Origin of the sequence: Thioalkalivibrio sp. AKL9, assembly GCF_000377825.1 — a bacterium.
In the GTDB taxonomy this organism is placed as follows: domain Bacteria; phylum Pseudomonadota; class Gammaproteobacteria; order Ectothiorhodospirales; family Ectothiorhodospiraceae; genus Thioalkalivibrio; species Thioalkalivibrio versutus.
Genome location: NZ_KB905109.1, coordinates 1 through 22,578, shown reverse-complemented (window position 1 = coordinate 22,578; position 22,578 = coordinate 1). Strand labels below are relative to the sequence as shown.

Here is a 22,578-nt window from a genome sequence, read left to right as displayed (position 1 = left end):
CGGGGCAATCACCGCAGGAATCTGGGCCGCAAGGAAAAGGGTGGTGGCCCGCACCCGCCACACCCCGGCGCCCGACGCAGCTGCTACCGTTGCTCCCTTCCGGGCCTGGCGGGGTTCACAACCTGTCGTCGCGAGGGGACTGATACGGACCACCATAACGCGGACCGCGATTCGGGCTTTCCGAATCCGGGCGGCAAGCTTCCGCATTTCCGGCGGACGCGTCAACCTTGAGACGCCACCAAGGGCCGGAACTGACGATAGCCCGAAACTAACAACCGTATAGAGAACGAAAACTGGATCAATGAGAGGCCAGCCCTTATCTTGAGTCTCGCAGTCGGGCATCGCCTCGACCGAACCCAAATTTTCTTTCTGGTCTACTGCAATTAACACCCAAACAGGAGTACGAAACATGGAACTCGAAAATCGCGAAGGTCAGCGCGTCCCGGAAGTCACCTTCCGCTGCCGCAAGGACAACGACTGGAATGACGTCCGCAGCGAAGACCTGTTCAAGGGTCGCAACGTGGTCGTGTTCGCCCTGCCGGGCGCATTCACCCCGACCTGCTCGTCCGCCCACGTGCCGCGTTACAACGAGCTGGCACCGCTTCTCAAGCAGCACGGCATCGACGAGATCGTCTGCATCTCGGTCAATGACGGCTTCGTGATGGAAGCCTGGCAGGCCGATCAGCAGGCCGACCGGGTGACTTTCATCGCCGACGGTAACGGCGAATTCACCGAACAGATGGGCATGCTGGTCGACAAGAGCGACCTTGGCTTTGGTCACCGCTCCTGGCGCTACTCCATGCTGGTGCGCGACGGCGTGATCGAGAAGCAGTTCATCGAGCCGGACGAGCCGGGCGACCCCTTCGTCGTCTCCGACGCCGACACGATGCTCGCCCACGTCGCCCCGGACGCAGCCTGCCCCGAAGACGTCGTGGTCTTCACCAAGCCGGGCTGCCCGTACTGCGCCAGCGCCAAGGAGATGCTGGAGAACGCCGGTCTCGACTACGAGGAGATCGTGCTGGGTCGCGACGCCAGCCTGCGCAGCCTGCGGGCGGCTACCGGTGCGATGACCGTGCCGCAGGTGTTCGTCGGCGGGCACCGCATCGGCGGCGCGGAAGATCTGCAGGAGTGGATCTCCCGCGAGAAAAAGGCGGCGTAACTCGTCACCACCACCCGGGGCGGGTCCATGGCCCGCCCCGGATGGCCATCTGCTCCCACAGGTGGCCATCCGTGTCCGGACGTCGAATCCGGACGTCCGGACACGGATGGCAAACCCTGACGACCGTAACGACGGCGGTCGTTATGCGAAACTTCGACTAAACCCAACGTTGACCGAATCCTTCGAGGAACCGACATGGAACACTACGACATCATCGTGATCGGCGGCGGCAGCGGCGGCCTGGCCGTTGCGGAACGTGCCGCCCCGCACGGCGCCCGCGTCGCCGTGTTCGATCCCAAGCCCCTGGGCGGCACCTGCGTGAACGAGGGCTGCGTCCCGAAAAAGCTCACCTGGTACGCCGCGGAGCACCTGTCGCACGCCCGTGAGGCCGGCGAGTTCGGTGTGGACGTCGAGATCAAGGGCATCCGCTATGCCGACCTGGCGAACAAACGCCAGGCAATGCTGAAGGACCTGAACAACTTCTGGTCCGGGCACCTGGAGAAGCTGGGCGTGACCCACATCCCGGAACGGGCCCGCCTGGCCGACACGAACAAGGTGGTCAGCGAGAGCGGCACCGAGTACACCGCCGAGCGCATCGTGTTGGCCATGGGCGGCGCCCCGCTGGTACCGCCGCTCGAGGGCGCCGAGCTGGGTGCCACCTCCGACGACTTCTTCGAGTGGACCGAGCTGCCGGAATCCATCGCCGTAATCGGCGGAGGCTACATCGGACTGGAAATGGCCGGCATGCTGCGCTCCATGGGTGTGAAGACCGACGTGGTCGCCATGGAGGACCGCGTGCTGGAGATTGCCGACCCGATGATCTCGCAGACGCTGGACCAGCACATGGAGCACCAGGGCATCGGCCGTCATCTGGGCATGAAGGCCGCGGGTCTGGGCGGCAAGCCCGGCGCGGTCACCGTCAAACTGGAAGGCGGCAAGGAACTGGGCCCGTACGAGAAGGTGCTGTGGGCCGTCGGCCGCAAGCCGGCCACCCAGGACATGGGTCTGGAAGAGGTCGGCGTCGAGATCGCCCGCGGCGGCACCATCCCGGTAGACGAGTGGCAGGCAACCAACGTCGAGGGCATCTACGCCCTGGGCGATATCATCGGCAAGGGGCCACTGACCCCCGTGGCCATCGCCGCCGGTCGCCGCCTGGCCGCGCACTGGTATGCCCCGGAGACGAACCCCGTGCCGGTGGACTACGACCAGATCCCCACGGTCACCTTTACGCACCCGACCGCGGGCATGGTGGGCCTCACCGAGCCGCAGGCAGTGAAGAAGCACGGAGACAAGGTGCGTATCTACGAGACCCAGTTCGGTGGCCTGAACCGCGCCTTCGCCGAGGGCGAGGTGCCGCCGGTGGCGATGAAGCTGGTCTGCGCCGGGGACAACGAAAAGGTGGTGGGCATCCACATGATCGGCGCCAATGTCGACGAGATGCTGCAGGGTTTCGCGGTGGCCGTGCGCATGGGCGCGACCAAGCGCGATCTGGACCTGACCATCCCGCTGCACCCGACCAGCGCCGAGGAACTGGTCACCCTGAAGGAAGGCCGCCCGGGCCGCCAGGAAGGCATCGCCAAGGCCGCCTGAAGGGCGCCGCGCCCGCACCACGCAAAAACCGCCCCGGGGAACTCCACCGGGGCGGCTTCACCAGCTTTCCTCGCGGGCCCTCTGTGCCCGCTTGTTCAGGCCCGTGTGACCAGGATCGCTAGCCGACCGATGCGGTGAACGCGTCGACCTTGGGAGACGCTATCGAAGGCACGGCGTTCTTATTCGGAACGAATCAGAATGTAAAATTTACTGACTACCCTGAAGACGCCCGCGATTCTCCCGAAACACCCGGGATCAGCAAAGAAACATGCGTGGTTCATGTTCGATTACTTGGAAACCGCGCGCACCCGCGGAACCGAAAAAGGCTGATGGGCGAGCCGCCATCCGCTCATGGCAACCCACCCACCAGCCTTTTGTTTCCTGATCGCGGTGTCCGATTGAACGAATGCCTTGCCGAAACGGCTCAGGCACATGGCGCACTTGATCAATCCATATCGCGCGCCGGACCCTCCTCGTCGAACTCGTCGTCATACCCCTGGGGACTGCGTCCGCCGTCTTGCGGCTCGTCCTCGCGCAGGTCCTCAACCCAGCCACGCAGGTCGTCCTCCACCTCTTCTACGGTCTCGTCGACCGCCTCGCCGGCCTCCTCCGCCGGACCCGAGTCGGAACACGCGGCCAGCAGCCCTGCAGCCACCAGCAACAGGGCCATCCGGTACAGCGGAAAGCCCGCGAAACCGATCCCACCCTTACGGGTCCTGTGGGTTTTTCGCATTGCGCCAGTCATCTCGCGTTTCTCCATGGATTGTCTCGGACACTCGGCACTCGGCCCGCAAAACCCCAATGCACTACCTATCGAACATGCGAATTGAATCGCCACTCTTGCCAGCACCCGGACGTTATCCTGAAGGGGTTAAAACGCGTCGATCAGCACGCTCAGTTTGTCCCTCCCCAAGCGATCCAGTCTTGAATTGCATTCCAGAACTGAGAACGAGTTCGCCAAGCACAATCAAAGCATAGACCCAGAACACGAAATCCGGCCTACACTTGATCATTCAATAGATTTGCAAGGAGTGACATCATGCTGGGATGGGCATTGCTATTTCTGATCGTTGCGATCGTCGCGGGCGCGCTGGGGCTGAGCGGGATTGCCGGGGCCGCCACGCAAATCGCCTGGATCCTGTTTGTCGTGGGCCTGATCCTGGCGGTGGTGTTCTTCGTCACCGGGAGGCGCCCCCCCGGTGTAACGAAGGCTTGCTGACGACCGGGGCGAATGCGAACAGGTCGGCATTCGCCCCCGTTACGCCGCGGGCCGGTGTAACGAGAAGAAACACGCACGTTACGCAACGTAACGCACGGAACAGACCGCTTGGCCACAACCTGCTGATTCGCGGGGGCCAAAGAATTGGCGTGCAACTTGCAGTAGACCCCCGAGACGTGAACACCATCACTTTGGGGATGCCGCTACCGCCATGTCCGACGCGCTCGACAGCACCCGGGAGTTCCTCGGCGCCCACGCCCCGTTCGACCAGCTCGAGGCGGATGCGCTGGAGTTCCTGCTGCCCCGCCTGGAGAGCCGCTTCTACGCGCGTGGCGCGCGCATCACCGACCCCGAGGCCGGTCCGGCCCAGCGTTTCCACATCATCCGCCAGGGCCGCATCCGCGGCGAGACCCCGAGCGAGGACGAACAGCTCTCCGGCAAGGCCTGGGAGCTGATCCCCGGCGAATGCTTCCCGATCGGCGCCCTCCTCGGCCGCCGCGCGGTACATACCGTGCATCGCGCAGCGGAGGACACCGTCTGCCTGGAACTGAGCCTGGAGGACTTCGACCGCCTACGCGCCCGTTCGCGGGTCTTTAACGACTTCTGCACGCGCCGCCTGGCCAACCTGCTAGACCGCCTGCAGCAGGGCCTGGACACCCTGTCCGCCCGCGACGGTGGCGCCGGACAACTCAATACGCCGCTGGTCCTGCGCCTGGCGCGCAGCCCGGTTACCTGCCGCCCGGACACCCGGCTGCGCGAGGTCCTGACCACCATGCGCGACGAACGGGTCGGCTCCATCGTCGCGGTCGACGACAACCAGCGGCCGGTGGGCATCTTCACCCTGCATGACCTGCTCTCGCGCGTGGCGCTGGCGGATGTCGACCTCGACACCCCGGTCGCGGCCGTGATGACCCCCGACCCGGTGGCGCTGGAGGAGAGCACCCCGGGCTTCGAGGGTATCGAGGCGATGACCGAGCACGGGATGACCCACCTGTGTGTGGTGCGCGACGGCCGCCTGGTCGGCGTGCTGGGCGAGCGCGACCTGCTGACCAGTCAGCCGCTGACCCTGGACGGTCTGGTGCGCGCGATCCGCCGCGCCGACTCTGTCACCGCCGTCGCCGAGCGCCTGCGCCAGGTGCCACGCCTGATCGAGGCCGTGGCCGGCCAGGGCGCAGAAGCCGATCAGGTCCTGCGCCTGATCACGCGTCTCAACGAACACGCCACCCGCCGGGTGCTGGCCCTGTTGCGGCCGCAGCACGAGGCCATCGAGGGCATCGACTTCACTTGGCTGGCGTTCGGCTCCCAGGCGCGCGAGGAGCAGGCCCTGGTCACGGACCAGGACAACGGCATCCTGTTCGACGCCGAGGCAGGCGACGCGGACGCGATCCGCGAGCGCCTGCTGCCGTACGCGAAGGACGTGAACCAGGCGCTGGCCGAGTGCGGGTTCATGCTGTGCCCCGGCAACATCATGGCCGGCAACCCGGAGTGCTGCCTGAGCGGCCCGGAGTGGGATCAGCGTTTCACCCGCTGGATCGAGCAGGGCACGCCGGAGCACCTGCTCAAGAGCAGCATCTTCTTCGATCTGCGCGCGGTGGACGGCGATGCCGGACCCGTCGAGGCGCTGCGCACCCGCCTGCTGCAGAAGACCGCCTTCAACAGCCGCTTCCGCCGCCAGATGGCCGCCAACCAGCAGATGTTCCGCCCACCGCTGGGTCTGTTCGGCGAGATCAAGAGCGGGTCCAACGGGATCGATATCAAGAAACAGGGGCTCACGCCCTTCGTCGACGGCGCACGGGTGATCGCGCTGGCGGCCGAGTTGCCGGCCACACGCACCCACGAACGTCTGGACCAGGCCGTTGCGGCCGACGTAATGCGCGCCGCCGATGCCCAGGACTACCACGCCGCACTGCGCTACCTGCAGATGCTGCGCCTGCGCGCCCAGCAAAAGGCGCTGCGCGAGGGACGCGACGACGACAACCGAATCCGGCCGGAAGAGCTGGGTGCCCTGGAGGGACGGGTGCTCAAGGAGAGTTTCCGGCAGGCCCGCAAGCTGCAGGGACAGCTTGAGGTGCAATACCAGCTGTGATGGAACACGGCAAACAACAAAACCTTACGAGAGGAGCATCGTCATGTCACAAGAAGACCTGAGCCGGCAGGCCTACTGGCGGGCGCATCTGCGTCTGCTGGGCATCTGCCTGGCCATCTGGTTCCTGGTGTCGTTCGTGCTGGGCATTCTGGTCTCCCAGCCGCTGAACGCGTTCCAGCTGGGGGGCTATCCGCTGGGCTTCTGGTTCGCGCAACAGGGCTCGATCTACACCTTCATCATCCTGATCTTCGTTTATGCCTGGCGCATGAACGTCCTGGATCGCAAGTTCAACGTCCACGAGGAGTAAGCCTGTCATGGATCAACAGACTCTAAGCCTGCTCGTGGTCGGGGCGACCTTCGCCCTGTACATCGGCATCGCCATCTGGGCGCGCGCCGGTTCGACCAGCGAGTTCTACGTCGCCGGGCGCGGCATTAACCCGATCGCCAACGGCATGGCCACGGCCGCGGACTGGATGTCCGCCGCGTCGTTCATCTCCATGGCCGGCCTGATCGCGTTCCTCGGCTTCACCGGGGGTGCGTACCTGATGGGCTGGACCGGCGGCTACGTGCTGATGGCACTGCTGCTGGCCCCGTACCTGCGCAAGTTCGGGAAGTTCACGGTGCCGGAATTCATCGGTGACCGCTTCTACTCGAAGACCGCGCGCATTATCGCGGTGATCTCCCTGATCGTGATGTCCGTGACCTACGTGATCGGGCAGATGCGCGGGGTCGGGATCGCCTTCTCCAACATCCTGGAAGTGCCACTGGCCACCGGCCTGATCGCCGGCATGACCGTGGTGTTCATCTACGCCGTACTCGGCGGGATGAAAGGCATCACCTACACCCAGATCGCGCAGTACGTGATCATGATCTTTGCCTACACGGTGCCGGCGATCTTCATTGCCATCACCCTGACCGGCAATCCGGTCCCGCAGCTGGGACTGGGCTCCACCCTGCAGGGGACGGATACCTACCTGCTGGAGGCGCTGGACCAGACCATGGTCGATCTGGGCTTCCACGCCTACACCGAAGTGGGCGGCATGAGCATGCTCAACATGTTCCTGCTGACGCTGGCGCTGATGATCGGTACCGCGGGCCTGCCGCACGTGATCATCCGCTTCTTCACCGTTCCGCGCGTGCGTGATGCCCGCAAGTCCGCCGGCTGGGCGCTGGTGTTCATCGGCATCCTCTACACCACCGCCCCGGCAGTCGGCGCGATGGCCATCTGGAACCTGGTGAACACCGTCCACCCGGGCGAGATCGGCACCGAAGAGGGGCACCTGGCCCATGCGGACCGGCCGGCGTGGATGGAGCGCTGGGAACAGACCGGCCTGCTCGCCTTCGAGGACAAGAACGACGACGGCGTGATCCAGTACTACAACGACGGCAACGAAGAGTTCGCGGCTTTCGCCGAAGAGGAATACGGCTGGGAAGGTTCCGAGATCGTCACCCTCGACCGCGACATCATGGTGCTGGCCAACCCCGAGATCGCCGGGCTTCCTGGCTGGGTCATCGCACTGGTCGCAGCGGGCGGTATCGCCGCCGCACTGTCGACTGCAGCGGGACTGCTGCTGGCCATTGCATCGGCCATCTCGCATGACTTGCTGAAGGGCGTGTTCATGCCAAGGATCAGCGAGAAGAGAGAGCTCATGGCCGGACGTATCGCCATGGGTGTCGCCATCCTGTTCGCCGGTTATCTGGGGCTGAATCCACCCGGCTTCGCGGCCGAGGTGGTGGCACTGGCCTTCGGTCTCGCCGCGGCCTCGCTGTTCCCGACCCTGATGATGGGCATCTTCATGAAGAAGATGAACAAGGAAGGCGCGATCGCCGGCATGCTGGTGGGTCTGCTGACCACCCTTCTGTACATCTTCACGTACAAGGGCTGGTTCTTCTTCTCCGGCACCGCCATGCTCCCGGACAACCCGGACGGCTGGCTGCTGGGCGTGAACCCGACCGGCTTCGGCGCCATCGGCGCGGTCTTCAACTTCGTCACCGCCTACATCGTGATGAAGCTGACCAAGGAGCCGCCGAAGGACATCCAGGATCTGGTGGAAAGCGTGCGCGTACCGCGTACCGAAGGCTGATGGACGGTCCCGCCATGACGGACATGGCGGGACCCCTGCCACCATGACTGGATGGTCATTCGACAGGAGAAAAGACGGGGTCGGCTCGGGTGCACCGGGTCGGCCCCTTTTATCTGGCACAGTGTCTGCGGGCCAAGCGGCAATCGACCCCACCCCGGTCGATTGCCGGTTGCCCCACCCCACACGGACCCACGCATGAACGGCGAACTCGAAGAGATCCGCGAGTTTCTCGACCACTGCCCCGATCTGGCCCCCCTGCCAAAGGCCAGCCGGGATGCCTTTCTGCGCCAGCTCACTCTGCGCTACCTGCGCGAGGGCACCAGCTTTCCCCCGGACGCCGAACCCGGCCTGTGGATCGTGCGCACCGGCACGCTGGAGATCCGCGACGCGCAGGACACCCTGCACGACCGCCTGGGCGAGGGCGATCTGGTGCACATCCCCAACACCCCGGCGCGCCCGCTGGGCCCGGTCACCGAGGACGCCCTGGTCTACCACCTGCCGCTGGGTCGCGCCCTTGAGCTGGCCGCGCGCGACGACGCCATCGCCCAGTTCCTCGACGCCGACGCCCCGCGCCCACTGGCCACCGACCGCACAGCACAGGGCGGGCACGGGGACCGCAGCCTGCTAACCACGCCAGTGCGCGCCCTGATGACCTGCGACCCGATACTGGCGGTCAGCACGCTCAGCCTGCGCGAGGCCGCGCGCCTGATGGACCGCGGCGACATTTCCGCGCTGCTGCTGCACACGCCCGAGCGCCCGGGCGAACCCTGCGGCATCCTCACCGACACCGACCTGCGCCGTGCGGTCGCCAACGGCGTGGACCCCGGCCAGCCCGTTGCCGAATCCATGGCCAGCCCGCTGACCACGGTTGAGCGCGGCACCCCCGCCTTCGAGGCCCTGCTGCGCATGGCGCGCCACGACATCCACCACCTCCCGGTCGTCCACGAGGCCGACGGGACCCTGGCCGGCATCCTCTCCAGCACCGACCTGATCCGCCACCAGGGCACCAGCGCCATCTACCTGGTGCGCGACCTGCGCCGTGCCGACGACCTTGCCGGCCTGCAGGGCGTAATGCAGGCCCTGCCCCAGTTGCAGGTGCAACTGGTGGAGGCCGGCGCCGACGCCGCCCAACTCACCCAGACTGTTACCACGGTGATCGACACACTCACCCAGCGCCTGATCGAGCTGGACGAACGCGACCGCGGCCCAGCCCCCTGCGCCTTTGCCTGGCTTGCGAGCGGCAGCCAGGGCCGCCACGAGCAGACCGTGTTCACTGACCAGGACACCGCTCTCATCATTGCCGATGACGCCTCGCCGGACGTCGACGTCTGGTTCGCGGAGCTTGCCCGCGGGGTAACCGCCGGCCTCGACGCCTGCGGCATCCGCGCCTGCCCCGGTGATGTCGATCCCACCCATCCCGACTGGCGCCGACCCGCGGCCGACTGGGCGCGCGAGATGGAACGCGTGCTGCACCACCCGGCCCCACGCGATGCGATGCTGGCCACCCACTACCTCGACATGCGCGTGATCCTCGGTGCAGCCGAACTGTTCGAACCATTGCGCCAACAAGCATTGGAGGTTGGTGCGCGCCACGAGGCCCTGCTGAGCACCCTGGCCGACCAGGCGCGCAACCTGCCCCCGCCGCTCGGCTTCTTCCGCCAGTTCGTGCTGGAAGACAGCGGCGCACACGCCGACACCCTCGACCTGAAGATGCGTGGGCTGCTGCCGATCGTCGCCATGGCACGGGTCTTTGCCCTGCACGCTGGCAGCGCGGCCCGCAGCACGGTGGAACGCCTGAGCGCCGCGGCCCGGGCGGGGGTTATCCACGAGAGTACGGCCGACAACCTGGCCGATGCCTGGCTGTACATCGCTAACCTGCGCGCCCGCCATCAGGCTCGCCAGATCCGCAACGGCCAGCCCCCGGACAACGCGCTGGACCCGGCCGGACTGTCCACCCTGGAGCGCAGTCACCTGAAGACCGCCTTCCGCCTGGTGAACGACGCCCGCAAGACGGCCCTCTGATGGTCTGCCCTCTGCACGCTGCCGCATGGCTCCGGCCGCCTGGCCACTGGCGCTTCTGCCGCGCCCGGCGTCGGGCTGCGCGCCGCGCCCCGCCGGGCCCGCTGCGCGAGCTCCTCGAGGCCCCCATGCCGCCCGCCGGCCAGCCGGTGGCCGCCAGCCGCTTTCTCGCAGTGGATCTGGAAACCACCGGCCTGGACCCGGAACACGACCGCATCCTGAGCATGGGCTGGGTGGCGATGGAGGGCCCGCGCATCGACCTCGCCACCGCGGACCAGCGCCTGGTGCGCGCCGAAGGGCCCGTGCCGGAGGCCAGCGCCGTCATCCACCGCATCACCGATCAGCGCGCCGCCGGCGGGGTACCGCTGGACGAGGCCCTGAACGCCCTGTTCCACGCGCTCGCCGGGCGCGTCATGGTGGCGCACCACGCGGCCCTGGAGATCGGCTTCCTCGAGCAGGCCTGCCAGCGCCTGTACGGCGTGCGCGCCCCGCTGGCCATCGTGGACACGCTGCGCCTGGCGGAGACGGCCCTGCGCCGCGCCGGCCAGCCGATCCCGGCCCACGGGCTGCGCCTGCATACCCTGCGCGCGCGCTACAACCTGCCGGCCTATCGCGCGCACGACGCGTTGTTCGACGCCATCGCCGCGGGCGAACTGTTCGCCGCACTGCTGAGTCGGCAATCGCCGGATGGAAAACTGCCACTGGGGCGCGTGCTGTTCCGCCCCGCGTGGCTCTGGTAAGCGCGGCCAGCGCCCGGTTCGCATGCTATCCTCGCACCCACCAAAGGGGCTGGCGGTTGGCCACTCCCATACCCCATACCAAAAACCGATCTGGAGGCCCTGATGAGTGACAACATCGAGTCCACCCTCACCGAGACGCGCCACTTTGCGCCGTCGGCGGAGTTCACCGAAAACGCCCGCCTGAAGCCGGCCGATCTCGAGGCCCTGCACCAGAAGGCCGAGGCCGACTACGAGGGCTTCTGGTGCGATGTCGCGCGCGAGAAGATCAACTGGCAGACCGAGTTCACCCAGGGTCTCGACGAGTCCAAGGCGCCGCATTACCAGTGGTTCGCCGACGGGCGCATGAACGTCTCCTACAACTGCATCGACCGCCACCTCGAAGTCCGCGGCAACAAGACCGCGATCGTCTTCGAGGCGGAGAACGGCGACACCCGCCACCTCACCTACCGTGACCTCTACAACGAGGTCGGCAAGCTCGCCAACGCCCTCAAGGGCATGGGCGTAGTGAAGGGCGACCGCGTCATCATCTACATGCCGATGAACGCCGAGGCCGTGATCGCCATGCAGGCCTGCGCCCGCATCGGCGCGATCCACTCGGTGGTGTTCGGCGGCTTCTCCGCGGACGCCCTGCGTGACCGCGTGGTGGACTCCGGCTCCAAGGTCGTGATCACCGCCGACGGCGGCGAGCGCGGCGGCAAGGTCGTGGGGCTCAAGGCCAACGTCGACAAGGCGCTGGACTCCAACCCGGGCGACGTCGAGAAAGTGGTCGTCTGCAAGCGGGCCGGCAACGACGTGACCATGCACGCCGACCGCGACGTCTGGTGGGAAGACGCCGTGGACGGCGAATCCGTCGACTGCGAGCCGGAATGGGTGGAGGCCGAGCACCCGCTATTCCTGCTCTACACCTCCGGCTCCACCGGCAAGCCCAAGGGCATCCAGCACTCCAGTGCCGGTTACCTGCTGGGCGCGATCGTCACCAACGAGTGGGTGTTCGACCTGCAGGGCGACGACGTCTACTGGTGCACCGCGGATGTCGGCTGGATCACCGGCCACACCTATGTCGCCTACGGCCCGCTGGCCGTGGGTGCCACCCAGGTGGTCTACGAGGGTACCCCGACCGTGCCCGACGCCGGACGCTGGTGGAAGATGTGCCAGGACCACGGCGTGACCGTGTTCTACACCGCCCCCACCGCGATCCGCGCGCTGATGAAGGCCGGCCCGGACCTGCCCAAGCAGTACGACCTGTCCAAACTGCGCCTTCTGGGCACCGTGGGCGAGCCGATCAACCCCGAGGCCTGGATGTGGTACTACACCACCGTTGGCGAAGAGCGCTGCCCGATCGTCGATACCTGGTGGCAGACCGAGACCGGCGCCAACATGATCGCCCCGATCCCGGGCGCGACCACGCTGGTCCCCGGCTCCTGCACCCAGGCCCTGCCCGGCATTGCCGCCGACGTGGTGGACGAGGACGGCAAGAGCCTGGGCGCCGACGAGGGCGGCTACCTGGTCATCAAGAAGCCCTGGCCGCATATGCTGCGCACCGTCTGGGGCGACGACCAGCGCTACAAGGACACCTACTGGCCGAAGTTCGGCGGCAAGTACTACCTGGCCGGCGACTCCGCGCGCCGCGACTCCGAAGGCAACTTCTGGATCATGGGGCGCATCGACGACGTGCTGAACGTCTCCGGCCACCGCATGGGCACCATGGAGGTCGAATCCGCTCTGGTCGCGCACAAGGCGGTCGCCGAGGCCGCCGTGGTCGGCCGCCCGCATGACGTGAAGGGCGAGGCCATCGTCGCCTTCGTGATCCTGCAGGGCGATCGCCTGACGGGCGAGGAGGCCGACGAGATGGTCAAGGAACTGCGCAACTGGGTCGCCGACCAGATCGGTCCGATCGCCAAGCCGGACGACATCCGCTTTGCCGACGGCCTGCCCAAGACCCGCTCCGGCAAGATCATGCGCCGCCTGCTGCGCTCCATCGCCAAGGGCGAGGAGATCACCTCCGACACCTCCACGCTGGAGAACGAGGCCGTCATCCCGCAGCTCCAGGGCAAGGCCTGAGCCCCGGGCCGGGGCCCCGCGCCCCGGCCTCTTCCGTCCCTCCGCTCCTCTCCGCGTCATTGCGAGGAGCCGAAGGCGACGCGGCAATCTCCGTCCGTAACCACCGGAATCTGACCACTCGCGCAGTGCCAGCATCAGGAGATTACTTGCTGCGCTCGCCCTTCGGGCCGGCCTTTGGCCGTTCAACGCAGCTTCGCTGCTTTCGTGCTTCGTCGTTGCACTCCTCGCAATGACGGGGGCGGGGGTTATCATTCGCACCCACAACCCCTCCCCGGCACCATCACCGGCAAACCCCAGGCCCCACAACGCATGAGCACCCACCACTCCGGCAACCCCAAGGACCACCCCCAGGCCCCGCGCCTGCGCGTGCTGCTGGGCGAGGTCACGGCCATGGGCCCGGGCAAGGCCATGCTGCTGGAGGCCATCCGCGACAAGGGCTCGATCTCCGCGGCCGCGCGCAGTGTCGGCATGTCGTACCGCCGCGCCTGGGACCTGGTCGAGACCATGAACCAGAGCTTCCGCGAGCCCATGGTGGCCACCGCCAAGGGCGGCTCCGGCGGCGGCGGGGCCCAGGTCACCGCCTTCGGCGAGACCGTACTGGCGCGCTACCGCGACATGGAACGCCAGGCCTGCGAGGCCCTGCGCGACGAGCTGCACGCCTTCGCCGACTTCCTCGCCGACGACCCCAAGCCGTAACCCCGACCCCAGCCTTGACGGGTCTCCCTGGCCCCCGCATCATTGCGCCTACCGATATGCAAATCGAAATATAACGAAACGCATATCCACCCAGACAAGCGCCGCGTCACTGCGAGGAGCAGCGCGACGAAGCAGTCTCCCAACGGAACCATCCGAGCCCTACAAGACCCAGCCACAGGGAAGACCCACACCATGCACCTGCGCGCCCTCCTCCTGACCCTGCTGCTCCTGCTACCCGGCCTGACCACCGCCAACGGCCCGCTGACCATCGCGGCCGCCTCCGACCTGCGCTTCGCCCTGGACGAGATCCTGGACGCCTACCGCGAGGCGCACCCGGACGACACGGTACGCGTCACCTACGGCTCCTCCGGCCGCATGACCACGCAGATCATGAACGGCGCCCCCTACGACGTGTTCTTCTCCGCCGACATCGCCTACCCGCAGAAACTGCGCGCCGAGGGCCACGCGGTGACCGAGCCGGAGGTCTACGCCATTGGCCGCATCGTGCTGTGGAGCAACCGCATGGATGCCTCCACGATGACGCTGGAAGACCTGCTGCGCGACGATATCCGCCGCGTCGCCATCGCCTCGCCCACCCACGCGCCCTACGGCGTGCGCGCGATGGAGGCGCTCAAGTCCGTCGGCGTCTGGGAAGATCTGCAGTCCAAGATCGTCAACGGCGACAACATCGCCCAGACCGCGCGCATGATCCAGGCCGGCGGTGCCGAGATCGGCATCATCGCCCTGTCGCTGGCCGAGTTCCCGGACCTCGCCGAGCACAACTACCACCTGATCGACGACGCCCTGCACGAACCCCTCACCCAGGGCTTCATCATCACCCGACGCGGTGAACACAACGACACGGCCCACCGCTTCTCGGACTACATGAACGGCGACACCGCCCGCGACATCATGCGCCGCTACGGCTTCGTGATGCCCGGCGAAGAGCTGCCCGACGACGCCACCCCGTAACCCGACATGTTCGAGCTGAGCCCCACGGACTGGATGGCGATCGAGGTCACCCTCAAGCTCGCGCTGTACACCACGCTGATCCTGCTGGTGATCGCCACCCCCATCGCCTGGTGGCTGGCCAACGGCCGCGCCCCCGGCGGCCTGCGCACGACGGTCCAGGCACTGGTCGCCCTGCCGCTGGTCCTGCCGCCCACCGTGCTCGGCTTCTATCTGCTGGTCCTGCTGGGCCCGGCCGGCCCGGTCGGCAGCACGCTGGAGAACCTGGGCCTGAACCACCTGGCCTTCACCTTCCAGGGCATCCTGATCGCCTCGGTGATCTACTCCCTGCCGTTCGCCGTGCAGCCCCTGCAGCAGGCCTTCGCCAACCTCGGCCGCCGGCCCACCGAGATCGCCGGCTCGCTGGGCGCCGGGCGCATGGATCGCTTCTTCACCGTGGTCCTGCCGATGTCGCGCGGTGGCTTCATCGTCGCCGCCACGCTCGCCTTCGCCCACACCCTCGGCGAGTTCGGCGTGATCCTGATGCTCGGCGGCGCCATCCCCGGCGAGACCCAGGTGCTGTCCATCCTGATCTACGACCACGCCGAGGCGATGGACTTCGCCTCCGCCCATCGCCTATCGCTAGGCCTGCTGATCTTCGCCTTCGTGGTGCTGTTCGTGGTCTACGCCATCAACCGCCGCTTCGACACGGTGCGCCTGTGAGCCGACCCACGAGCGAAACACTGCGCATCCAGGCGCGCCTGGAGCGCTCCGGCTTTGCGCTGGACGTGGACACGGCGATCCCGCTGGAGGGCGTCACCGCGCTGTTCGGCCGCTCCGGCTGCGGCAAGACCACGCTGCTGCGCATCATCGCCGGGCTGGAACACCCGCCCGGCGCCGAGGTGCACTTCGGCGACACGCCCTGGCAGTCCGGCAAGACCTTCGTCCCGCTGCACCGCCGCCGCGTCGGACTGGTGTTCCAGGAGTCCACCCTCCTCCCGCACCTCTCCGTGCGCGGCAACCTGCTCTACGGCTACAAGCGCACGCCAGAACCCCTACGCCGCCTGCACCTGGACGAGGTCGCCGACCTGCTCGGCATCACCGAACTGCTGGACCGCCGCGCCGACCAGCTCTCCGGCGGCCAACGCCAGCGCGTGGCGCTGGGCCGGGCCCTGCTCATCAGCCCCGACCTGCTACTGCTCGACGAGCCGTTGAATGCGCTGGACACCCAGACCAAGCGCGAGATCATGCCCTTCCTCGCGCGCCTGTCCGACAGGACCGGCATCCCCACGCTGCTGGTGACCCACGCCCCGGAAGAAGTCGAACGCCTGGCCCACCGCGTCGCCTTCATGCACGACGGCCAGCTCGAACGCCTGGAACCCCTGCGCGACGCCCTCGCCCGCGCCGACTCCCCACTATTCCGGGATGAAGGCGCCGTCTCCGTCCTCCAGGGCGAACTCGGCCCGGCTGACGAACACGGCCTGCACACCTTCGGCCCCCCGGACGCACGCTATCGCGTCCCCGCCACCCCCGGCTCCACCAACAGCGCCGGGAGCGAGGCCCGCCTGCGCATCGACGCCCGCGACGTCTCCATCGCCCTGACCCCACCCCAGGACGTCTCCATCCTCAACATCATCCCCGTCACCATCCAGTCCCTGGACGAGGCGCCCGGCCACCATGGCCCCGCCCGCATCCTCGCCACCTGCCGCCAGCAAGACGGCCAGACCCTGATGGCCGAACTCACCCGCCTCTCCACCAAACGCCTTGCCCTCCAGCCCGGCGCCCGCGCCCACGCACTCGTCAAATCCGTCGCCTTTCTCGACTGATCACAGCGGGTGCCCTGCGTGCCGGGCCATCCTGTCCACTTCCCCGGATTAGGTCCACGCATAACCAGAGGTTTCCGGGTGGTGTAGCTGCCGGCATTCGACCGGCGTCAGGTCCCCCAGCGAATCGTGGGGGATGGTTTCGTTGTAGTCCTGCAGCCACTGCTCGGTGTGCCATTGGCCGTTTCTAATGCACCGCACGCTTGCCGCCGAAAACGGTGCACGTGAGCCGCGAAGGCCCTACATTGGGTGAAAGGGACACCCGAGGGAGCGGTGAGTGACGGCCGAGCAGTGGATGATCTTCGGGTTGCTGGCGGTGACCCTGGTGTTGTTCGTCTGGAACCGCTGTCGCTACGACATCGTGGCGATCGGGGCGCTGCTGGCAGCGGCCTTTCTCGGACTGGTCCCGTTTCGCGAGATGTTCTCCGGCTTCGGCCACCCGGCGGTGATCACGGTCGCTGCAGTGCTGGTGCTGAGCCGGGGCTTGTTGAACGCCGGGGTCGTGGACACGGTGGCGCGCCAGCTCACCCGTGTGGGTGACCAGCCCTGGGTGCAGGTGGCGGCCCTCACGGGGGTCGTGGCACTGGCCTCGGGGTTCATGAACAACGTGGGCGCGCTGGCCCTGCTGATGCCCGTGGCCATCTGGATGGCACGCCAGAGCGGGCGTTCGCCCGCCTTCCTGCTGATGCCGCTGGCGTTCGGCTCGCTGCTGGGCGGGATGCTGACCATGATCGGCACGCCGCCGAATATCATCATCGCCGAGTACCGCGCGGAGGCGACGGGCACCGCGTTTGCGATGTTCGATTTCCTCCCGGTGGGGTTCGGGATCGCGGTGGTCGGCGTGATCTTCATCGCACTGATCGGCTGGCGGCTGACGCCGCGGCGGGAGCGCCCGGCCGCCAGCGGCGAGCTGTTCGAGATCAGCGCCTACCTGACCGAGGTGCGGGTGCCGGAGGGCAACCGGTATGTCGGCCACACTGTCTACGAGCTGATGCGCGAGCTGCGCGGCGAGGCCGAGGTGGTCGTGGTGGGACTCGTCCGCGGGGAACGCCGCGAGCCCATGCCCGCCATCTACGAGGTGCTGCGCGCGGACGACATCCTGCTGGTCGAGGCGGACTCCGACAGCCTGAAGACGCTGCTGGACGTGACCGAGATGGAGCTGGAGGCGCGGGTCGAGGAGGCGGAAGAGCAAGCCGAGCAGGAAGGCAACGGTGAAAAGCGCGAGAACGCGCTGGGCAAACTGGCACTGGAGGAAGCGATCGTCACGCCCGGCTCGCGTCTGGTCGGGACCACGGCCAGCGCCCTGGAACTGCGCCAGCGCTACGCGGTGAATGTGCTGGCCGTTGCGCGCCAGGGCGTGCGCCTGAGCGAGCGCCTGGACAAGGTGCAGTTCCGCGCCGGGGACATCCTGCTGGTGCAGGGCGGCGAGAAGGAACTGCCCGCCGCGCTGAGCGAGCTCGGCTGCCTGCCGCTGGCCTCGCGCGGGCTGCGCATCACCCAGCCGCGCAAGGTGATCCTCGCCAGCAGCCTGTTTGCGCTGGCGCTGGGCGCGGTGGCGCTGGGCTGGGTACCGGCGGCGCCCGCGCTGGTCGGGGCCGCGGTGGCGATGGTGCTGGTCGGGCTGATCGGGCCGAGCGAGGTGTATCGCGGGATCGAGTGGCCGGTGATCGTACTGCTGGCGGCGCTGCTGCCGGTGGGTCGGGCGCTGGAGACGACCGGCGGCTCGCAGCTGATCGCCGATGGCCTGTTCGCGCTGGGCGAAGCCGCCTCCCCCGCCGTGATGCTGGCGTTGCTAATGGTCGTGGTGATGCTGCTGTCGAACGTAGTCAACAACGCCGCCGCGGCAGTGCTGGCGGCGCCAGTGGGGATCGCGCTGGCCCGGTCGATGGAGGCCGCCCCGGATCCGTTTCTGATGGCGGTCGCCGTGGGCGCGTCCTGCGCCTTCCTGACGCCGATCGGGCACCAGTCGAACACCCTGGTCATGGCCCCCGGTGGCTACGAATTCCGCGACTACTGGCGCATGGGCCTGCCACTGTCGCTGATCGTCATCGTGACTGCCGTGCCGCTGATCCTGTGGATTTGGCCGCCCTAAAAGGTTGTAGAGGCTAGCGGGGCCAGCCACGCATTGCCCGTGCGGACCTCGACAAGGTACTGAGCATCGAGCGGTCGCTGCCGGATCGTGGCCTGTAAAGCTTCCTCAAGAGCCAAGGTCCGGGCTGGAGACGGGCCATGACCGAACGGCTCGGCCGGGCGAATGGGTGGCGAGCCGTGCAACCCCGACGATGTTCCGTGCTGTGCCTTGCGGTAGGCATCGGGGGCTGTATCCTCGGGCTGTCACCTGCCACCGAGCGCATCAGCCATGGACACGCCCACCTCATCTGCCAACCCCTTGCCCCCCGACAGTCCGGGCGGCGCCGACCGCGACGGTTTTTTCGCCTTCGAACGGGGCGACTACCGGGCCGCCCGGAATATCTGGGAGGCCCGCGCCGATGGTGGCTCGGCCTGGGCGCAGCTCGGCATGGGAATCCTCTACGCGGAGGGACTGGGACTGGAGGCGGACCCGGCGCGTGCACGCGAGTATTGGACAAAGGCCGCGGAACAGGGGCTGAGCGATGCCAGCTTCAACCTGGGCGTGATGGCCGAAAAGGCAGATCCGGCGGATACCGAGATGGCCCGGCATTGGTATCGCCGCGCGGCCGAGTCAGGACACGTCGCGGCACAGAACAATCTGGCGGTTCTGCTGCTCAACCAGGGCGGCGACGCCGCCGCCACCGAGGCCGTCCAGTGGTGGAAACGCTCCGCGGAACGCGGCGATCCCGATGCCCTGAACAGCCTTGGGGTCGCCCACCAACAAGGCAGTGGCTGCGAGCGGGATCGAACCGCCGCAGCGGAGTACTACGCCCAGGCCGCCAGCGCGGGCCACCGGGACGCGGCCTTCAACCTTGCCCTCGCCCTGGAACAGGGCGATGGAGTGGACGCGGACCTGACCGCCGCCGCCCGCTGGTATCGCCAGGCCGCCGAGGCCGGGGACCCCGACGCCGCGGCGAAATTGGGGAATCTCTGCCGCGATGGCAAGGGCACAAAGGAAGACATGGAAGCTGCCGCTCACTGGTATCGGGCGGCGGCCGAAGCGGGCCACCCCCAGGCCCAGGCCAATCTTGGGGTCCTGCTGGATCGGGGCCTGGGGGTACCCCGGGACCAGTCGGCGGCGGCGCGCTGGTATGAAGCCTCTGCCCGGCAGGGCCTGGCCCCGGCGCAGTACAACCTGGGCATCGTGCTGGCCGACGGCCATGGTGTGGAGGTCGACTATGTCGCCGCCTGGGTCTGGTTCGCGCGCGCCGCCGATCAGGGCCACAAGCCGGCGGCCGAGGCGCGCGACTACATCCACCAGCAACTCACCCCGGAACAACGCGCGGAGGCCGAGACGCGCAAGACCGAACCCTTCGGTCCGCCCATCACTCGATAGGCGAGCGCGCACGCGCCGACAAGCGCGACGGGGTCGGACCACGACAAGAGCCTGAAATACTTTCGGTTATAGCGGTTTCCAGGCCCACAGATGGCCTTAAACGGACAATTTAGGGACGAAAATGGCCAACTTGCTCGCAGACAGACGGCAATGCGGCATCTCCCGCTATGGCATGGGGTCACACCTTGCCTTTTGCCCCTGTGGTGAAGGCAGAGAAAAAGACCAGGTCTGACCCCTTACTTCCCGAGGCGCGCAAGGCCGAGCCTCCAGTTAGTTAGTCCATCACCCGTTCGGCACGAGCACCGCGAGTGTCCCCGGCGAGTGAGGCCAACGCTGCTGGGGACGGTGTAAGACTCGCGCTAGAAACAATCCGCCGCCGACCGCGATAATGGGGACCGGTTCCTGTTCCTGCGCGGTTCGGACTGTCGCTTCACCCGGCCGCAGCCGTGTCCTGGTTGCTGGATCCTTCCCGAATACCACGCCCCACTGCGACATCGTACCGGCGCAGGGGAGAGCGCCGTGCGAAGGGGCAGTTTCGACGCCAGTCGGCGTCCTTGTCCGCCATTTCCGGGTGCATGGTCGGTGTCAGATCCCGCAACTGGCGCCAGAGCAACAGGTCGCCGCCCTCCAGCACCTCCAGCCAGGCCGCCTTCTCGCGAACAAACACCGGGGTGAAGGCACGATCATGCATGAATACGGTACAGGCCAGATCGATCAGCTGGGCCAGTTTCACGGTCTTGGCCTGGGCCGTCGCCCGCGCCAGATGCGCCCGGTCGATCGCCTTGCGCTGGGCACGGTTGCCGTCCTCCGGATGACTCACGTCGCTGATCATCACCACCATTTCTGCGACCTCCGCGCCAAACAGCCGCTCCAGGGTCTCCGGTTTTACCCCGGTATCCCGAATGGTGTCCTGCAGCCAGACGGCCGCCCGCATGCACTCGGTGTGCTGCACTGAACGCAGCAGTTCCACAACCCGCGCCGGATGCACGATATAGGGCTCGCCGGTATACCGGCAGACGTGCTCGACGCGCGCATGCGCGGCAATGGCGAAGGAACGGGCGCGTTGTTCCAGCTGCATGGGTTGATCCGGAAGGGTGTGATGCCGGGTATTGTAGAGAAACCGAATCAGAAGGGCTCCACGTTACGGCGCCGGTCTCAGTCAAGTGCGTCACGCTATTGGGTGCGCGCATGGCATGGGGTCGACCTTGCCTGTTGCCCCTCCTTCCGATCATGGCGGAGCTAGTGGTACCCCCTCAGCCGGAAGAAGAGATCCCCATCTTCTTGCAGCCGGCCTTCACCGGCCCCAGCAATACGGGCTCCTGGCGTCAGCCGCGGCGCTCGCCCTGCTGGAAAAGGCCGGATTTTCCGCCGCAAAGAGCCTCAGAACCCTTCTGTTTGGCACCGTACCGACGCCAGCCTGACCTCGGCCTATGGTGGCGAACAGTCTGTGTTGATGACGAACGCGCCATGCAAAGGCACGAATCCCTGGCGTGACGTTATCCATTGCCATTCGTGCGCTGGAAGGCGGCCACTCAGGGTAGCGGGAGGGAGCCGGTGCGACTGAAGCTTGAATCGGCGCTTGAAGAATCGCTCAGCAATTACCTGACCGCTGCCGTCATCATTGCCGCCATACTGACCGCACCGCTGACGATCACTTACTGGTTAGACGTGGAACACCCCCTGATCACGGTCGCCGATTGGCTGATCTGGGCAGTGTTCGTGGTCGAGTATGCTTTTTACATGGCCATCTCGCATGACCGCTGGAAGACGACCAAAGAAAACTGGCTGTCGGTGTTGATTATCATCTTCTCCTTTCCACTGCTTCACGAGATACTCAAATCCACTCGCCTGATCCGACTTCTCCGCCCCCTGCCGCTGCTGCGACACACGGCCCTGCTCCGACAGATTGAACTGTTCCGCCTGGCCAGCGTCCGCAATGCCGGCAGCAGTGCCGCGATGACGGAGGCCAAGGAAAAGCTGGGTAAGGAACACTGGGCTGTCCGCTTCATCGTGCGGGTCGAGTACTATCGTTCACGCCTTGTTACGGGGCTGCTGAAACTCCTGCCATTCATAAAGTCCAGCACCATTCGCAAGCGACGTCAGGAGGAGCGCTCAAAGCGCGAAGACATGAACGAATAAACGGAAACCGCTCGATTGGTTGTGCTGTTATCTCGCTCATCCTTCTTGCTCCAGGACCAGGAATAAGAGGACACCCATGTTGTTCCGATGGTCCGAACGTTCGACTCAACGGGCCGCTATCACTGCTCCGACAGGGTTACGCCACGATTAAAGCGGACGCATCGCACTGAGGGTCGTCTACGAAGGCCGTCTACCGATTCCAGCGGCCGCACATGGACACGCCACGGACACGGCGACAGGTATCCGCGGTACGGTCTACCCCACTGCTGTCCCACTTAATTCAACGAGATAGCCCGATTCCTGGGCCGTTTTCGATACAATGGTTTCACCACAAAACGTTGAATCGAAACGAGGAATCGGGCTATGGCCTACCATGCTACTGTACTTCGTCAGCTTCTCCAATCCGTGCCGCGACTTGAATTTGAGCGACTGGCGACGAAGCTGGATGGGCCGCGGCGCAGCGACGCCTTGTCCCGCTGGAGCCAGTTTCTGGCTCTGGTGGTTGGGCATGTGGGCCAGCGGCACAGCCTGCGTGATATCGAGTCCGC

Annotated in this window: 20 protein-coding genes and 1 other RNA gene; 17 read left to right on the top strand and 4 right to left on the bottom strand. The window is 66.7% G+C overall.

Annotation, left to right across the window (positions count from 1 at the left end; all coding sequences use genetic code 11):
• Positions 1–48: 48 nt before the first annotated feature.
• An RNA gene (gene ffs, locus D573_RS14210) (signal recognition particle sRNA small type) lies at positions 49–145 on the bottom strand.
• Positions 146–409: 264 nt separating this feature from the next.
• On the opposite strand from ffs, the gene D573_RS0107775 reads away from it, so the two are divergent.
• On the top strand, positions 410–1,159 hold the full coding sequence (locus D573_RS0107775) for a glutathione peroxidase (RefSeq protein WP_018938436.1): 750 nt from the start codon (positions 410–412) through the stop codon (positions 1,157–1,159).
• A gap of 195 nt (positions 1,160–1,354) precedes the next feature.
• Positions 1,355–2,749: a glutathione-disulfide reductase gene (gene gorA / locus D573_RS0107770; protein WP_018938435.1), complete on the top strand. Its 1,395-nt coding sequence runs from the start codon at positions 1,355–1,357 to the stop codon at positions 2,747–2,749.
• Between the two features lie 445 nt (positions 2,750–3,194).
• Here the strand turns inward: gorA and D573_RS13795 are convergent, their stop codons facing one another.
• The gene (locus tag D573_RS13795; protein WP_038039782.1) at positions 3,195–3,419 is read right to left on the bottom strand and encodes a hypothetical protein; all 225 of its coding nucleotides are present in this window, start codon (positions 3,417–3,419) and stop codon (positions 3,195–3,197) included.
• 369 nt (positions 3,420–3,788) lie between these two features.
• Between D573_RS13795 and D573_RS0107760 the strand changes: the two genes are divergently transcribed.
• The 11 genes from D573_RS0107760 (at position 3,789) to modC (ending at position 16,428) form a co-directional block, all read left to right on the top strand.
• Complete coding sequence (locus tag D573_RS0107760) at positions 3,789–3,968, top strand: DUF1328 domain-containing protein (protein ID WP_018938433.1); 180 nt, start codon at positions 3,789–3,791, stop codon at positions 3,966–3,968.
• A 211-nt stretch (positions 3,969–4,179) separates the two neighbouring features.
• A complete protein-coding gene (locus D573_RS0107755; protein WP_018938432.1) occupies positions 4,180–6,054 on the top strand; it encodes a DUF294 nucleotidyltransferase-like domain-containing protein in 1,875 nt (624 codons plus the stop codon).
• A 43-nt stretch (positions 6,055–6,097) separates the two neighbouring features.
• Positions 6,098–6,361 carry a DUF4212 domain-containing protein gene (locus tag D573_RS0107750; protein ID WP_018146154.1) on the top strand — a complete coding sequence of 88 codons (264 nt, stop codon included), beginning with the start codon at positions 6,098–6,100 and terminating at the stop codon, positions 6,359–6,361.
• A 7-nt stretch (positions 6,362–6,368) separates the two neighbouring features.
• Positions 6,369–8,138 carry a sodium:solute symporter family protein gene (locus D573_RS0107745; protein ID WP_018169356.1) on the top strand — a complete coding sequence of 590 codons (1,770 nt, stop codon included), beginning with the start codon at positions 6,369–6,371 and terminating at the stop codon, positions 8,136–8,138.
• A gap of 195 nt (positions 8,139–8,333) precedes the next feature.
• A complete protein-coding gene (locus D573_RS0107740) occupies positions 8,334–10,160 on the top strand; it encodes a putative nucleotidyltransferase substrate binding domain-containing protein (RefSeq protein ID WP_018938431.1) in 1,827 nt (608 codons plus the stop codon).
• Positions 10,161–10,285: 125 nt separating this feature from the next.
• Positions 10,286–10,897, top strand: a complete 612-nt coding sequence (locus D573_RS0107735) for a 3'-5' exonuclease (protein WP_018938430.1) — start codon at positions 10,286–10,288, stop codon at positions 10,895–10,897.
• A gap of 102 nt (positions 10,898–10,999) precedes the next feature.
• Positions 11,000–12,958 (top strand): acetate--CoA ligase, encoded by a 1,959-nt coding sequence (gene acs / locus D573_RS0107730; protein ID WP_018938429.1) that lies wholly within the window; start codon positions 11,000–11,002, stop codon positions 12,956–12,958.
• A 309-nt stretch (positions 12,959–13,267) separates the two neighbouring features.
• Complete coding sequence (locus D573_RS0107725) at positions 13,268–13,654, top strand: winged helix-turn-helix domain-containing protein (RefSeq protein ID WP_018169352.1); 387 nt, start codon at positions 13,268–13,270, stop codon at positions 13,652–13,654.
• A gap of 192 nt (positions 13,655–13,846) precedes the next feature.
• Entirely contained in the window at positions 13,847–14,626 is a 780-nt protein-coding gene (gene modA / locus D573_RS0107720; protein WP_018938428.1) for a molybdate ABC transporter substrate-binding protein, read from the top strand.
• Positions 14,627–14,632: 6 nt separating this feature from the next.
• Positions 14,633–15,325, top strand: coding sequence for a molybdate ABC transporter permease subunit (gene modB / locus D573_RS0107715; protein WP_018146161.1), 693 nt, complete (start codon positions 14,633–14,635; stop codon positions 15,323–15,325).
• Entirely contained in the window at positions 15,322–16,428 is a 1,107-nt protein-coding gene (gene modC / locus D573_RS0107710; protein WP_018938427.1) for a molybdenum ABC transporter ATP-binding protein, read from the top strand. The genes modB and modC overlap by 4 nt, the downstream gene beginning before the upstream one ends.
• Positions 16,429–16,476: 48 nt before the next feature.
• Here modC and D573_RS14205 read toward each other — a convergent pair whose 3' ends face one another.
• The gene (locus D573_RS14205) at positions 16,477–16,626 is read right to left on the bottom strand and encodes an integrase core domain-containing protein (RefSeq protein ID WP_081618745.1); all 150 of its coding nucleotides are present in this window, start codon (positions 16,624–16,626) and stop codon (positions 16,477–16,479) included.
• Between the two features lie 94 nt (positions 16,627–16,720).
• On the opposite strand from D573_RS14205, the gene D573_RS0107705 reads away from it, so the two are divergent.
• Together D573_RS0107705 and D573_RS0107700 are read left to right on the top strand one after the other, a co-directional pair.
• Positions 16,721–18,517: an SLC13 family permease gene (locus D573_RS0107705; RefSeq protein ID WP_038039781.1), complete on the top strand. Its 1,797-nt coding sequence runs from the start codon at positions 16,721–16,723 to the stop codon at positions 18,515–18,517.
• Between the two features lie 267 nt (positions 18,518–18,784).
• The gene (locus tag D573_RS0107700; protein ID WP_018938425.1) at positions 18,785–19,891 is read left to right on the top strand and encodes an SEL1-like repeat protein; all 1,107 of its coding nucleotides are present in this window, start codon (positions 18,785–18,787) and stop codon (positions 19,889–19,891) included.
• 430 nt (positions 19,892–20,321) lie between these two features.
• Here the strand turns inward: D573_RS0107700 and D573_RS0107695 are convergent, their stop codons facing one another.
• On the bottom strand, positions 20,322–20,969 hold the full coding sequence (locus D573_RS0107695) for an HD domain-containing protein (RefSeq protein WP_018938424.1): 648 nt from the start codon (positions 20,967–20,969) through the stop codon (positions 20,322–20,324).
• A gap of 476 nt (positions 20,970–21,445) precedes the next feature.
• Here D573_RS0107695 and D573_RS0107690 point away from each other — a divergent pair, with 476 nt between their 5' ends.
• Together D573_RS0107690 and D573_RS14970 are read left to right on the top strand one after the other, a co-directional pair.
• Positions 21,446–22,030: an ion transporter gene (locus D573_RS0107690; RefSeq protein ID WP_018176430.1), complete on the top strand. Its 585-nt coding sequence runs from the start codon at positions 21,446–21,448 to the stop codon at positions 22,028–22,030.
• A 363-nt stretch (positions 22,031–22,393) separates the two neighbouring features.
• Positions 22,394–22,578, top strand: a 185-nt coding sequence (locus tag D573_RS14970) for a DUF4372 domain-containing protein (RefSeq protein WP_038039778.1), incomplete at its 3' end; no start/stop codon positions are given.

What these genes read in the sequence shown, in the direction of transcription:
- D573_RS0107775 (WP_018938436.1), top strand. Translation starts at nt 410, where the DNA reads ATGGAACTCGAAAATCGCGAAGGTCAGCGCGTCCCGGAAGTCACCTTC.
- gorA (WP_018938435.1), top strand. Translation starts at nt 1,355, where the DNA reads ATGGAACACTACGACATCATCGTGATCGGCGGCGGCAGCGGCGGCCTG.
- D573_RS13795 (WP_038039782.1), bottom strand. Translation starts at nt 3,419, where the DNA reads ATGGCCCTGTTGCTGGTGGCTGCAGGGCTGCTGGCCGCGTGTTCCGAC.
- D573_RS0107760 (WP_018938433.1), top strand. Translation starts at nt 3,789, where the DNA reads ATGCTGGGATGGGCATTGCTATTTCTGATCGTTGCGATCGTCGCGGGC.
- D573_RS0107755 (WP_018938432.1), top strand. Translation starts at nt 4,180, where the DNA reads ATGTCCGACGCGCTCGACAGCACCCGGGAGTTCCTCGGCGCCCACGCC.
- D573_RS0107750 (WP_018146154.1), top strand. Translation starts at nt 6,098, where the DNA reads ATGTCACAAGAAGACCTGAGCCGGCAGGCCTACTGGCGGGCGCATCTG.
- D573_RS0107745 (WP_018169356.1), top strand. Translation starts at nt 6,369, where the DNA reads ATGGATCAACAGACTCTAAGCCTGCTCGTGGTCGGGGCGACCTTCGCC.
- D573_RS0107740 (WP_018938431.1), top strand. Translation starts at nt 8,334, where the DNA reads ATGAACGGCGAACTCGAAGAGATCCGCGAGTTTCTCGACCACTGCCCC.
- D573_RS0107735 (WP_018938430.1), top strand. Translation starts at nt 10,286, where the DNA reads ATGCCGCCCGCCGGCCAGCCGGTGGCCGCCAGCCGCTTTCTCGCAGTG.
- acs (WP_018938429.1), top strand. Translation starts at nt 11,000, where the DNA reads ATGAGTGACAACATCGAGTCCACCCTCACCGAGACGCGCCACTTTGCG.
- D573_RS0107725 (WP_018169352.1), top strand. Translation starts at nt 13,268, where the DNA reads ATGAGCACCCACCACTCCGGCAACCCCAAGGACCACCCCCAGGCCCCG.
- modA (WP_018938428.1), top strand. Translation starts at nt 13,847, where the DNA reads ATGCACCTGCGCGCCCTCCTCCTGACCCTGCTGCTCCTGCTACCCGGC.
- modB (WP_018146161.1), top strand. Translation starts at nt 14,633, where the DNA reads ATGTTCGAGCTGAGCCCCACGGACTGGATGGCGATCGAGGTCACCCTC.
- D573_RS0107705 (WP_038039781.1), top strand. Translation starts at nt 16,721, where the DNA reads ATGATCTTCGGGTTGCTGGCGGTGACCCTGGTGTTGTTCGTCTGGAAC.
- D573_RS0107700 (WP_018938425.1), top strand. Translation starts at nt 18,785, where the DNA reads ATGGACACGCCCACCTCATCTGCCAACCCCTTGCCCCCCGACAGTCCG.
- D573_RS0107695 (WP_018938424.1), bottom strand. Translation starts at nt 20,969, where the DNA reads ATGCAGCTGGAACAACGCGCCCGTTCCTTCGCCATTGCCGCGCATGCG.